This is a genomic window from Grimontia celer, from assembly GCF_900055185.1.
Taxonomy (GTDB): domain Bacteria; phylum Pseudomonadota; class Gammaproteobacteria; order Enterobacterales; family Vibrionaceae; genus Enterovibrio; species Enterovibrio celer.
This window is the reverse complement of record NZ_FIZX01000002.1, coordinates 1259137-1271925: the sequence shown is the minus strand read 5'-3', so window position 1 is coordinate 1271925 and position 12789 is coordinate 1259137. Positions and strand designations below refer to the sequence as shown.

At 46.9% G+C, this 12789-nt stretch carries 9 protein-coding genes; 4 read left to right on the top strand and 5 right to left on the bottom strand.

Annotated features, from left to right (window positions below):
• Window positions 1–429 precede the first annotated feature (429 nt).
• Window positions 430–1032 carry a hypothetical protein gene (locus GCE9029_RS16030; RefSeq protein WP_062664687.1) on the bottom strand — a complete coding sequence of 201 codons (603 nt, stop codon included), beginning with the start codon at window positions 1030–1032 and terminating at the stop codon, window positions 430–432.
• Between the two features lie 283 nt (window positions 1033–1315).
• Window positions 1316–2011 (bottom strand): NUDIX domain-containing protein, encoded by a 696-nt coding sequence (locus GCE9029_RS16025; protein ID WP_062664685.1) that lies wholly within the window; start codon window positions 2009–2011, stop codon window positions 1316–1318.
• Between the two features lie 204 nt (window positions 2012–2215).
• On the opposite strand from GCE9029_RS16025, the gene prs reads away from it, so the two are divergent.
• Both prs and GCE9029_RS16015 read left to right on the top strand, forming a co-directional pair.
• Complete coding sequence (gene prs / locus GCE9029_RS16020) at window positions 2216–3070, top strand: ribose-phosphate diphosphokinase (RefSeq protein WP_062664683.1); 855 nt, start codon at window positions 2216–2218, stop codon at window positions 3068–3070.
• A gap of 10 nt (window positions 3071–3080) precedes the next feature.
• Window positions 3081–4676, top strand: coding sequence for a nicotinate phosphoribosyltransferase (locus GCE9029_RS16015; RefSeq protein WP_062664681.1), 1596 nt, complete (start codon window positions 3081–3083; stop codon window positions 4674–4676).
• 61 nt (window positions 4677–4737) lie between these two features.
• On the opposite strand, the gene GCE9029_RS16010 is transcribed toward GCE9029_RS16015, so the two are convergent.
• On the bottom strand, window positions 4738–5664 hold the full coding sequence (locus GCE9029_RS16010) for a LysR substrate-binding domain-containing protein (protein ID WP_062664679.1): 927 nt from the start codon (window positions 5662–5664) through the stop codon (window positions 4738–4740).
• Between the two features lie 142 nt (window positions 5665–5806).
• Between GCE9029_RS16010 and GCE9029_RS16005 the strand changes: the two genes are divergently transcribed.
• Window positions 5807–6700, top strand: a complete 894-nt coding sequence (locus tag GCE9029_RS16005; protein ID WP_062664677.1) for a DMT family transporter — start codon at window positions 5807–5809, stop codon at window positions 6698–6700.
• A 91-nt stretch (window positions 6701–6791) separates the two neighbouring features.
• On the opposite strand, the gene GCE9029_RS16000 is transcribed toward GCE9029_RS16005, so the two are convergent.
• Window positions 6792–8198 carry an alkaline phosphatase D family protein gene (locus tag GCE9029_RS16000; protein WP_062664675.1) on the bottom strand — a complete coding sequence of 469 codons (1407 nt, stop codon included), beginning with the start codon at window positions 8196–8198 and terminating at the stop codon, window positions 6792–6794.
• Window positions 8199–8523: 325 nt separating this feature from the next.
• Here GCE9029_RS16000 and GCE9029_RS15995 point away from each other — a divergent pair, with 325 nt between their 5' ends.
• Window positions 8524–9963, top strand: a complete 1440-nt coding sequence (locus GCE9029_RS15995; protein ID WP_062664674.1) for a glutathione synthase — start codon at window positions 8524–8526, stop codon at window positions 9961–9963.
• A 73-nt stretch (window positions 9964–10036) separates the two neighbouring features.
• Here GCE9029_RS15995 and GCE9029_RS26940 read toward each other — a convergent pair whose 3' ends face one another.
• Window positions 10037–12388 (bottom strand): calcium-binding protein, encoded by a 2352-nt coding sequence (locus GCE9029_RS26940; protein WP_062664672.1) that lies wholly within the window; start codon window positions 12386–12388, stop codon window positions 10037–10039.
• Window positions 12389–12789 lie beyond the last annotated feature (401 nt).

The window sequence follows — 12789 nt, the reverse complement described above, 5'->3', positions numbered from 1 at the left end:
GATGCCCTGAGTGTAAAACGGATACAGACACATTACCCCACACAGGGGTTTGTTCTGCATGCCATCAATTCTCAAATGATTGGCTCATCGATGACTGGGCGCAATTCGTGAAAATGAAGAAATTCTTGATGTGGTGTGACGTAGGAATGTTATTAATGGCGTCGTTGTCTCTAGGGTTTTGCCTTTTCCTGTCCTCGGATTCTCTGGTTTTGTGGCTGGTCAGCGTCGCCATTATTCCTGCGTCTCTCAGTTTTCACTCTAACTATCGCGCTATTAACAGACCAGATGATTATCAAGGGCATACGAGTAAGGATATAAGTTCGTGGATCCCACTGTTCTGATGAAATTTAAAACGCTGCCCGTTATAAAAGCTGATGGGCAGCGCTTGGGGTTCAGAGTGGTTAACTCTTGTTGGATAGTGCTCGGCGACTAGAGTACGCGAAGACTCTTAATCCAGATGTTGCTGGTTTCACCGGTTTCAAAGTTCAGTCTCGGTGAGAGATAAATGTCTTGAACGTTGTCCAGGTTGAGTGCAATTTTCTTTGTGCTTTCCGGCGCCCAGCTAGGTTGCTTGAATTCGTCGGCGTTTAATTTCACGGTGATCCACTGCTTTGACGCTGGGATGACGGTTTGATAATGCGCGTAGGAGCCATCGCCACTTGAACCAAAGTCTGACTGAGAGAACTTCACGGAAACGTCTGATTCAGAGCGGTAAGTAATTTCTACCACCGACACGCCAGACAGCGCTGTATCCGTATCACAAATTATTTCGACAAACGGCCAGTTTTTCCCTTCCTGCTTGGCGGATAAAGTGAACTCGACCTGAATCTCACCATCTTGAATTAATGGGTCTGCCGCACGGAAGCTGGAGCCAAAACTGTCCGTCGCCGCTTTCCAATTCGCAACATGAAGCAGATTCTTTCCTTTGATGCCATCGGCCGCCTGTGCGAGCGGAGATACCAATACCGCAAAGAGCATAGTGGTAAGAAGCATAGCGCCATGTAAAAGGCGCTTGTTGTTGATGAGATTCATAATAAAAAACCTATATTGTGTGTGGTTTCGCCAATATGGGTTTTGCTGAAAAAAGAATCACTTACTAACGAGTTAAACTACGAGCCGCATCATCTTGCGGCTTGTTGAGTGAACATATTTGCGAAGCTTCAGGCTTCCTTCATCTCAAACCACTCCCTGAACCATTTAGCGGAGCCCCTGACGAATTGCGGCGACAAACGCAATCGAACATTGAGTAATAGAAAAAACGTCACCGCTTGGGTGACGTTTCTCAGTAAAGCGCTATAGATATTTAGCATTGAGGCTAAACGCTAAAATTGCGCTCGAAATGCGCGATATCAACGCCGCTTTTCACCTTGTACAACTGTGCCAGACGGCCACCCGAACGTACTTTTTCCTCAATACCTTCAAACATTTCAGAAGCTTCGATGCGGCGAATCAGACTTTTACGCTGAATCGGCTTTTCAATAATGGTTTCAATCACACTCTTTAACTGGCCGATTGTAAACCTCTCAGGCAGGCAATAGACAGGCACCATAGAGTAGAGGGCTTTCTGTTGCAGGCGTTGGCGGGCTGTCTGAATAAGTGCGAAGTGGTCGAAAGCAAGCGTCATTTCAGCCAGTGAGTTCACATCAAACCAAGCTACATCGTCAACCGTGCTGATGTGCGTAGAGACCTTTTGTTCTGTGACAAGGGCGTAGTAAACCAAAGTGATGCTGTAGCCTCGCGGGTCACGCTTGTCACCGGAGAAAACTTGTAATTGCTCTAAGTACTGAGGCTCAACACTGGTCTTCTCTTTTAGTTTTCGCTTTGCCGTATCGTCTGTATTCAGATCCAAATCTTGGTCTATGAAGCCTCCAGGCAAACCCCACAATCCCTCAAAAGGCTGATTAGCACGTTTGACCAGTAACACCTTGAGTGTTCCGTCTGCGACGGTAAATAGAACGCTGTCTACCGTAAATTGCGGATTCGTATGGCTATTTTGGTTTCCGTTTGGCATTTCGTGTCTTTGCCTATCTTTCTGTCCCACAGACACATTAGGGAAATTTCCTTATACGGTCAAACCCATATGATTAAATTTCATATAAATCAGATACATAAAAATTAATTGTGTCATAAGGACACAAAGTGCTTGATCGGCTAAACTCTATCCGCTAGTTTAAATAGTGTCGAAGGGACACAATGTGAGATTAAAGGAGCAGCCATGAAAATTTCAGCGATTGATCAAGTGGGAAATATCAGAAGTGTAAACACCACAGCATTTACTTTTTCAGGTGGTGAAGAGCAAGTGAGAGTAGACGTGGAGCAACTGGAAAATGCGGCGCGCATTCTGATTAAAGCTCGCATTCAAAGCTCATCAGATCTTATGAAGCTTCTAATGACCACTGACGCGATTAAGCGCGCAACGTTTGATGCTGTTCCGATTGAGCTTACTTTGCCTTATTTCCCTTATGCCCGTCAGGACAGAGTATGTGTAGAAGGGGAGGCTCTGGGTGCTGCTGTTATGGCATCTGTGATCAATCAGCAGGGCTTCGCGAAAGTGACGCTTTGGGATGTTCACAGTGATGTTTCTACCGCGCTAGTGGAGCGTGTGAACAACGTATCACAGGCGGAAATCTTCACTAGATGTGAAGCGTTAGTTGAGCTCATGAACAGCGACGAAGTGATTTTGGTTTCCCCTGATGCAGGAGCGAGCAAAAAGACGCAAAAGCTGGCTGAAGTTTTTGATGGTCGTCCATCTGTGATTCAGGCGCAGAAAGTTCGGGATCTGAAAACGGGTGAGATTGTTAAAACCGTCATTGAAGGAAACGTTGAAGGTAAATCTGTCCTTATTGCTGATGATATTTGCGATGGAGGAAGAACCTTTATTGAGCTGGCCAAAGTTCTTAAGTCAGCAGGTGCAGAGAAGGTATCTCTGTTTGTTACACACGGTATTTTTTCGAATGGCATGGCAGTGTTTGACGGCATCATTGACGAGATTTACACCACGGACTCGTTCAAAGCAAAAGAAGAATACGACACAGCGGCCAACGTAACACTCAACGTCATTAGCTTATAAGGAGATCGCCATGACTATTATTGCCCCAAGCATGCAAAAAGATGTTTATAAAGAGTTCCATGCGCGAGCTTATCACCCAGACGTCTCAGAAGTTTATGCAAACTACACGTCACGCAGCGGGAAGCTCAGTAACGTTGCTGAAAATGACAAAGTTGCGTTTGTTGGTCTGCAATATTTCATTAAAAGCTATTTGATGGAAGAGTGGGATGCTTTTTTCAGTGCAGATAAAGAAACGGCAGTGGCAAACCACAAGCGAGTGATGAGCGCCATGCTGGGATATCCGGTTGATGTGAGCTATTTGGAAGAGCTACACGACTTAGGTTATCTACCCCTTAAAATTAAAGCATTGCCAGAAGGAACTCTGGTGCCTTATCAAGTGCCACCAATGACGGTGGTAAATACCAAAGAAGGTTTTCAGTGGCTAACCAACATGATTGAAACGGTGTTGAGTGCAGAGAACTGGCCGATTCAAACCAGTGCAACAACCTCAGTAGCTTACTTGAAAGTCTTTAAAGAATTTGCGGCTAAAACCGGCTTGGCGAAGGAGTTTGTTCCTTTCCAAGGGCACGATTTCAGTTTCAGAGGGATGTTCGGTAAGCAAGCAGCAGCAATGAGTGGTTTTGGCCACTTAGCATCTGGCCTTGTTGGTACCGACACGATTCCGGCAGTGTTGTTTGCTGAGAAATATTACGGAGCAAATGTAGATCAGGAACTGGTAGGTTGCTCTGTCGATGCGACTGAACACTCAGTAACCTGTTCATGGTTGCTTGAAGGTGAGATTGAGTTCTTCCGCTACCTGATGAGAGAGCAATCACCGAAGGGAATTCTGAGTGTCGTTTCGGATACCTGGGATTTCTGGACGCTGGTAACAGAGTATCTTCCCCAGTTAAAAGATGAGATTTTGGCAAGAGAAGGCACTTTGGTTATCCGCCCGGACTCAGGAGATCCGGTTAAAATCCTGACAGGTTACAAAGCGTCTCCCGTATCTGAGTACTCTGAGCTTGCAAACTCTCAAAGTGAGGCGGAGCAAGAGGCACTTGCAAGTGGCTATGAAGCCTATCGCTGGAATGGTCAGTTTTATGGGGTCTTTGAAGGCCAGACCATTGAGTTGATGGACTGCGAAGTAAAAGGACTTATCGAGTGCTTGTGGGATATTTTCGGAGGCACGATAACAGATAAGGGGTTCAAACTTCTCGATGAACACATCGGTGCTATTTATGGCGATGCCATTACGCTGCCGCGTCAGCGTGAGATCTTACAAAGACTGATGGATAAAGGGTTTGCCTCAAAAGTCGTATTGGGCATTGGTTCATACAGCTATCAGTACGTCACCCGAGATACCCATGGTTCGGCAGTGAAAGCGACAAGTGTTGTGAAAAGCGGTGAACGAGTTGCTATTTTCAAGGACCCAAAAACGGATACCAAAAAGAAATCAGCGAAGGGATTGCTCAAAGTTGAGGATGTGGGAGGCGAGTTAGTGCTGTTTGATAACGTCTCAGAAGCCGAAGAAGCGCAAGGGTTGCTGGAGGTGGTATTTGAAGATGGCAAACTGGTCAAAGAAACTTCACTGGCAGAAATCCGCTCAGTGATTGATAGTCAAATCTAGCTAAGTAAACCCTCAAACTTGTATACCGCTATTTCCCAGAGAAGTAGCGGTATTTTCATGTTTAGGCTTCCTTCATCTCAAACCATTCTCTGAACCATTTGGCAAACTCGCGCGCGGGTGGTTTTAACGGTACATCTTTTCTTGAAACCAAGTAGTAGCTTGATGCCGAAGGCATGGAGTGTTCGCCGATTCTTATCAGCTCTCCGCTAGCTATGGCGGACTCTGCTAACACGCTGCGGGCGAACAACACGCCGTATCCTTCAATGGCTGTCTTTTGAGCGTATTGGTATTCGTTGAATCTCAGGCTTTTGCAGCCTTCCACATCGAAGTCTTCGAATTTACTGAGCCATTGCTGCCAACCGGGTTGGACGTTCACCAGTTGCGGGCTGGAATCGATAATCATGGCGGAATGGTCGAGCAGTGTTTTTAAATCGTCGCTTTGTACACGCTCCAACAACTCAGGACTGACGCAGGGGAAAATCTCTTCGTCGGCGATTTTTTCGAAGACCAAGCCTTCATCGTAAGGCTGATAGGTATAACGAATGGCAAGGTCGAGAGATTGAGCGCGGAAGTCGACTTTGCTGTTGTTGGCATCCAGCGTCAGGCTGAGGTCTGGGCTGGCGGCGTAAAAGTCGGGCAGGGCTTCCATCAACCGTAAATAGGCGAAAGATGAAATAGCACTCACGGTAATTTCACTGCTGGCAGCGGCAGAACGAATTTGATGGGTGGTGGCGAGCAACTGGTCAAAGGCGGTGGTGCTGGATGCTGCAAGTTGGCGGCCGATGTCTGTCAGTTCCAGTTTGCCTCCGTTGCGATGAAACAATGGCGCACGAAACCAGGATTCGAGCTGTTTGATGCGCTGGCTGACAGCCGAAGAAGTGAGGTTAAGCATCTGCGCCGCGCCAGCGATGGTGCCGCTTTTTATCACTGCATCAAACGACACCATGGCGTTCATCGGTGGAATATCTTGAAACTTGTTCTCGTCCATTTTTCTTCCTCGTCATCCTTCGCGAACGATGGTGTTTAGCTGCGCTTAATGCCCGTTAACTATGATAAATATCGCGAAAGGCACATTGCCGTTAACGTCTTCAGATGCTCGCACACAGGTGAAGCGAGCACAAGGAGACGAAATGATGCAGCCAAATACTATCGGTAAAGTGGAAATGATTCTGGCGATGATGCTTTCGAGCACCATCGGCGTGTTTGTGTATGAGTCGGGGCAGTCAGCGCTCAATGCGGTGTTTTATCGCTGTCTGTTTGGGTTCATGTTTCTCGGTTTTTACGCTTGGGTACGCGGTTATCTGGATGCTTCGAAGGTCACGGGGAAAGAGTGGCTGTTGATGCTGGCAGGTGGCGTCACTCTGGTACTGAATTGGTGTTTTCTGTTTACCTCGTTCAGCTTCGCCCCGATTGGCATCACTACAGTGGCATATCACACGCAACCCATTTTTGTGTTATCTATTGCAGCGCTGTTTTTGCGCGAGCGGTTTGAGGCGCACAACTGGCTCTGGGTGTTGGTGGCATTTTCCGGCGTGCTGATGATTGTGGATCCGTTCTCCAGCGGTTGGAGCGAAAACCTGCTCTGGGGGATTGGTAGCGCGATGTTAGCAGCAGTGCTGTATGCGATAACCACTTTGATCACCCGTCGGCTAAGTCATATCAAACCGCATTTAATCGCAACGGTACATTTAGCGCTCGGTACGCTAATGATGGCGACTTTCTCGCCCGTTCAGGAAGTGCCGGCAGCAGGCGATCATTGGTATTGGTTGCTGGCGTTAGGATTCTTGCAGACGGCAGTGATGTACATTTTGCTTTATGGCGCATTCCAGAAGCTGGAAACTCCTATGATTGCAGTGCTGGCCTATGTGTATCCCGTCGCGACCGTGATTGTTGATTATCTGGTTTATGGCAATGCCATCACGCCATTGATGACGCTCGGCATGGTAGCCATTCTCTTCGCGGGCTTTGCAATGAACCGAAATATTCGCCCTTTCCAGTGGTGGCGGAAAGCGCAGACCTGCTGATTGGCTTCGGACGTTTGCTTAATAACCACAAGGGACAATATTATCCCTTGTGGTTAATCAGAGTGATTCGAGCCAAGCGTTTTAGTAGCAATTAGAAATCAAATTCCATCGTGCTTTCCAATTCGCCTTTTCGCTCGTAAACCCGAATTTGGATGCGCTCCTGAGTCACGCTCACTCTGGTGAAGTTATCGCCCGAGTAAACATCAGAAACGGCACCTAACAGATAGGCGTTTTCATCAGTGGTAGAAGCAACGGAGCCTTTGAGTTTGAACTTGCTACGTTTCATGTGCGGATATGGCCAGTAGAAGGCCGAAGAAATAATGGAGTAGATGTTTAATGGTGGCTCACCGGGCTGGGCGATATTGAGCTCAGCAGACATGGAGCAGTGGACATCACCCGCGAGAAAAACGACTTTCTGCACATTGTTGTCGCGAATGCAGTTGATGATTTGGTCGCGTTGCTGTCTGTAGGCGCTCCACTTGTCGTCGTTTTCTTTCTTTAAATCTGGGAAGAAAGGGACAGAGGTTGCGACGAATTTTACGCGACCAGAGTCATCCGCTAACCAAGCCAGAAGTGCGTCCATTTGCGCTTCACTGATCATCTCTTCATCTTCTGGATCCCGCTCAGTGCGTGTGTCTGTCACGAAGAAATCACAGCAGCCATCTTGGAAGGCATAGTAATAACGCTCTGTTGAGCCAGAGAGCTTTCCATCGTTGTTAATGGAGAGCAGCGGACTGTGGCTCATCTGATAAATCTGATAGGAGTGGATGGCAGCAGGGTATTTGGTCGTCATGTCTTTTGAAGTGGCTTTGCTCGGCCAGTTGTCTTCAATTTCATGATCATCCAGCGTCATGTATGTCGGGACTGAGCTCATCAGTTTTCGAATGTGCTCTTGGCTGAAGGCATCTCGATAGCGTGCCAGGTACTGGTCGACACATTCATCGGGGCTGATAAAGTTCAGGTCATCGGCATAGATTTGGTCGCCGACCATCAAAAATCTGTCGACCGATTCCCCATCTTCCATCTGCTTTAAAATCGATCGGAATGTTTTGTCACCACGATTATCAAACCAACTTCCACCAAAGAGGCGCAATAGGTAACGGCATGAGCCGAAGACAAATTGTTTTGGCGCATGGATATCGTTGCTGGCGGTTTGGAATTCGCCTTGGTCTGCATCTTTCCAATCCCACTTTGTGGATGCTTTGAATTCATCGAGTTCTTTATCAGAGAAGATCCAGCCAACTTGATAGATGTATTTGGTGTCAGGCTCTAAGTCCTGAAAGACGGCTATCCCCGTCATATCGAAGTTTGGGTTCATTTTGAAGATGGAAGGGGAGCGAAAACTACTGCCAGCTTTGCGTATTCGCGCTACACCAAAAGCTCGCCTTGGCTGTCCGTTATCAAGTTTCTGGTGGTCTGCACGGCCAAATATCCGGGCCGTGTTTTCGTCTACGTGACCGACAATGGGGCCGACCGAAAGCTTGTTGATTGACGTCATTGCTTATCTCCAGTGGTTGATATTGTTCTTATTAAGTAGTGATGCCTCTGGCTAATTGGGGGTGTATACGAAGTTTGTGTTGAGCGCCCAAGAAGGCATATACACGACTATAACGTGCCACATAAGGGATAAAGTGGTGACAGATCGACTATGGAAAAACGCAAAGGAAAAGATAAAGCGACTTGCGAGTATGAAACACTTGCCTAGATTTCATGCACTTGAACAGGGAGCGAAATCTGAGGCCTTGAATTATGCGTTGGTGGCACAAATAACGGGGTAATAGCCGCCAGTTCTGCGCGGCGGATTGATAAGCCGAGGCGAAATCATGGCATACCGAAATACTGAAAAAGCGAAGAATGAAGCGGTCGAGTGGGCGTTAACACACGGCATGGCGCTTAAGCAAACCTCAGACTCTGCAAGGCATCCTGCATTTACTCTGACTCCTACCGCGATAGAAAAACAACGCTTTGAGCACCTGACTTCTTCTGTACATTTGCTGGGTAAATTAGTCCATGCGGTGTCTGAAGATGCGCACTTCATTCACCATGCGATTTCGCCGATTACCACAGGCAACATCTTCTTCCGTGCGTTGTTAAAAATGCACCAGCAAATCCACAGCGGTGATGAACCTGCGCGCCGGGTTCCGCTGTTAATGATGCGCAGTGATTTTATGGATGACGCCGAGCTGGGTCCTAAGCTGGTGGAGTTTAACGGCATTGCCGCGGGTATGGGGCCATTTGGTCAGCGAGTCCATGAATTGCATGATTACCTCACCGTTCAGTGGCCATCTCCTTACGCTGAGTGGGCGGGAGAAAACCATGGTGATTTGGTTGAGAACAAAGCGCTTGAAGGCTTGGCAGAGGGCGTAGCAACGGCGACCAAATCTGTCAAAGATCACTTTGGTGACGAAGGCCGACCAACGTTTCTGATGGTGGTGCAGGATCGTGAAGACAATGTCTATGACCAGCATTTGCTCGAGCATGCGCTTCAGGCCCGCGGTATCCGCACGGTTCGCCGCACTTTCCGTGAATTGTATGACGGGCTTTCAACCGGTGAGAACCATCGTTTATTGCTGGATGGTATTGGGCCAATTGATTGTGTTTACCTACGAGCAGGCTATCAGTTCAGCGATTATGTGGCGCACGACATTATTGATGTAGCGTGTTGCGAAGCGCTTTCCCAAACACGGGTAATGATTGAAAAACACCATGTGGCGGTGAACGCGACAGTTAGCCAGCAATTGGCCACCAGCAAGCGTGTTCAAATGTTACTATCTTCAGCTTCCGCTGAGTATTTGATGCAATTCGGATTGAACGAAGAAGAAGCGCAAACCGTGAAGCATTTCCTTGGTGAGATGATTGCGGTAGATGAAAGCAGCGCTCAGAAAATGGCGGAAGACAACGTAGAAAACTGGGTGTTGAAAAATCAGGGTGAGGGTGGTGGTCACTGTGTATTTGGAGAAGACATCATCACCAAACTCAATAAGCTTGAGCTTCACGAATATCAGGCCTGGGCGCTGATGCGTCGGTTGCATCCAAAACCAAGAACCCAGCCTGCGCATTTGGTTCGTAAAGGCGAAATCTATGTGGTGGAAGATTTAATCAGTGAAATTGGACTGTTCACCGTGCACCTGAATGGCGAGCCAGTTGTCGATAATGACGGCTATGCGGGATACCTCATCCGAAGCAAATCCGCCAAGGTGACAGAAGGTGGCGTTCACAGTGGAATGGGCGCATTGGATTCGTTGGTGTTTAAGGGCGATTGAAACTGCGCTCCATAAAAAATCCCACGCGATTGCGTGGGATCTTCCTAAGTGACGTCAAAGTGAGGCTCACGGATTAACCGAATATAAAGTGATCTGCTGTGAGGTACGTAGCGTCAGTGTTATTCAATGTGATGGTAAATGGCTCTTCATTCGAAGCGTTATCTACCGTTGCTTCGATGACCGTGTTGGTACCTTGCTGGGAAATTTGCAGCTGACTGTAATCCAGTGTTGCTTCATGAAGCTTGAATGCAATGAAGTCTTCATTCACGTCAAAATCTGTAATGGTGTCGTGTCCGAAGTCGTTCTTGATGAACTCTTCCCTGTAATGACGGTTATGATGGAACATGAAGGTGTCACTGCCTTCTCCCCCGGTCAGCAAATCATTGAACCTACTTCCTTGCAGCGTGTCATTGCCTTTCCCGCCCTCTAACGCACTTCCGTCTCCAGAGTGACCTTCTATATGATCATTGAAGTCAGTACCAACAACGTTACGGGCTTTCAGGATGAACTCAGTATTCTCAGAGGTTAACTCCGAGATATCTGTATTCAGTAGTGTCACAGATTGACCTTCGGCGATATCGATGACAGTGTCAGAACCAGATTGAGCGAATTGCAATGAGGACAGATCAATGTCTTGGGTATTGTACATGCGGTGAGAAATCACCAAAGCGTCTTCACTGGTGAAATCTCGGATTTTGTGGTCATAGTCGCTCGAAACCAGTTTATCGGTAATGACAAACTCTGTATTTCCAATCCCTGTGGTGTAACCAAGCCAACCACCGATGTAGAAAGTATCTGCACCCTGACCGCCAGTTAAGGTATCACTACCCAAGCCAGCGAAAAGCTGATCATCACCGTTGCCGCCAATCAATATGTCGTTGTTGTAACCACTTGAGCTATCTTCTCCCGCGACAAGAATGTCGTTCCCATCTTCTCCTTTCAGGACATCGCCATTTTCGCCACCAATGAGTATATCATCACCTTTTCCGCCACTGAGCTTGTTGTTACCGGAATGGTCATATAGCGTGTCATCACCATCTCCTCCCACAAGGACATTGTGTGCATTGCTTAATGAACGTATGTTGAATGACATATCATTTTCGATAGAGAAAGCTGAAGCATCTACACCCATAAGGATATACGTTTGCCCATTGACCGATAAAATTGCGTTATCGCCATCTTGAGTCACGTCGATATCATATGCCGAGGCGTCAACATTCAAATTCTGTGTATTCGAGAAGGCAGTAAAGCGAAGACTGTCGATACCGACTTGAAAGTCTGTGATATGTATCGGCGAGGTATTATTGTTGTCTTCGTATACGTAAAAAACAAAAGTGTCTTCACCTGATCCTCCCGTAGTAACTCTTGAACCAGAAAATGTATCATTACCGTCACCTGCATCTGTATAACGAAATTCTCTGGGGCCTCTAATCCCTGACTGAGTCTCGACGAATTGATTGTCGGTTGAGCGAAACGCTAAGAACCTATCAATGGCATTTTGTGAATAGCTCACCATACCACTGTGATCGATGGCGTCATTAAACGAAAAGTGTGCAGAAGTCAGAGAAGTCGCATCAGTGTTATTTAAGGTGATTGTTGAATCTTCAGAAAGCGTGATGACAGTAGTCATACCTACCTGGTCGATCTGCAGTTCGCTAAAATCCGAGGCAATTTGATTATCGATACTGATCACGTCTTTATCGAGTTCGAAATCAACAATTCGATCGTGGCCTGAGCTTATCGAAATATCGGTACCTTTTTCTAAGGCAAAGTACAAATCTCTATTTAAGACGTTAGCTCCAAAGAAGAAAGTATCGCTGCCTGAACCACCGAAGAGCATTTGGTCGTTGAAGTTACCAGCCAGTAAGTCATTACCATCACCGCCCCAAAGGCGGGTGCCCTGACCGAGGCTACCGACAACAAGTAACGCATCGTCTCCCGTGCCACCTAATGCTTTGTCCTGGTTCCCTAGGCTGATCAGAACGTCGTTATCTGAGCCACCGCGGAGCGTGTCGTTTCCATAACCTTCAATCCAATCTCTGCCAGCGCCGCCTATCAAAGTGTAGCTAGCGTCGACATTGCCGATTAACATGTCGTTGCCCTTACCGCCGACAGCCTTTTCGCTATTTGTGATTTGGTCATTTCCTTCGCCGCCATAAGCTTGGTCATTTCCTGACCCACCACGGATGCTATCGTTGCCTGCTCCACCATCAATGAAGTCATCTCCAGCATTACCAGATAGTAAATCGGAGCCACCGAGTCCATATAAGAAATCGTTACCATCGGTGCCTTCGATGGCATCGACACCTTCAGTACCGGACTGAGAGAGTGGGGTATCCGCTGAATAGAGAAATTGTGGTTGCGCTGAAGTCTCATCACTGGTTTTCGATGAGTTATCTGTAGAACCCAACATAGTTGAAGACATATTTTCTTCCTGATTATTATTGTCCTAATGTAGAGGGTTTAAATTAACAATCGAAGTGAAAAAATCTTGTTTTTAATTTGAGAACGAGGTTTAAACTCATCGGTGTTTCACTAATAAAGCATTGGGTTGTAAATTATGGTTTTTAAACTTTTAAAGGTGGAAAATTATTCTAATTGACGGTGATAACTTATTTTAATCAAAGGGGGCTTATACTTGATTGTCTATATAAGCAGTTGAATTAAATGGTTTCATGACTCATTGATGCTCGGATTCTTGTCGCCATAGAGTCTATCTAGAGATAATGTCCTGTAGTAGTTGGCTTTTCCTTCCGCTAGTTCAGTTAAGTTTTTGCCTACTATTCCATACAGTAAATGAGGGGCATCACTTTGATTGGGTGAATA

Excerpts from the sequence above, each read along its gene's own strand:
- GCE9029_RS16030 (WP_062664687.1), bottom strand. The coding sequence starts at position 1,032 with ATGAATCTCATCAACAACAAGCGCCTTTTACATGGCGCTATGCTTCTT.
- GCE9029_RS16025 (WP_062664685.1), bottom strand. The coding sequence starts at position 2,011 with ATGCCAAACGGAAACCAAAATAGCCATACGAATCCGCAATTTACGGTA.
- prs (WP_062664683.1), top strand. The coding sequence starts at position 2,216 with ATGAAAATTTCAGCGATTGATCAAGTGGGAAATATCAGAAGTGTAAAC.
- GCE9029_RS16015 (WP_062664681.1), top strand. The coding sequence starts at position 3,081 with ATGACTATTATTGCCCCAAGCATGCAAAAAGATGTTTATAAAGAGTTC.
- GCE9029_RS16010 (WP_062664679.1), bottom strand. The coding sequence starts at position 5,664 with ATGGACGAGAACAAGTTTCAAGATATTCCACCGATGAACGCCATGGTG.
- GCE9029_RS16005 (WP_062664677.1), top strand. The coding sequence starts at position 5,807 with ATGATGCAGCCAAATACTATCGGTAAAGTGGAAATGATTCTGGCGATG.
- GCE9029_RS16000 (WP_062664675.1), bottom strand. The coding sequence starts at position 8,198 with ATGACGTCAATCAACAAGCTTTCGGTCGGCCCCATTGTCGGTCACGTA.
- GCE9029_RS15995 (WP_062664674.1), top strand. The coding sequence starts at position 8,524 with ATGGCATACCGAAATACTGAAAAAGCGAAGAATGAAGCGGTCGAGTGG.
- GCE9029_RS26940 (WP_062664672.1), bottom strand. The coding sequence starts at position 12,388 with ATGTCTTCAACTATGTTGGGTTCTACAGATAACTCATCGAAAACCAGT.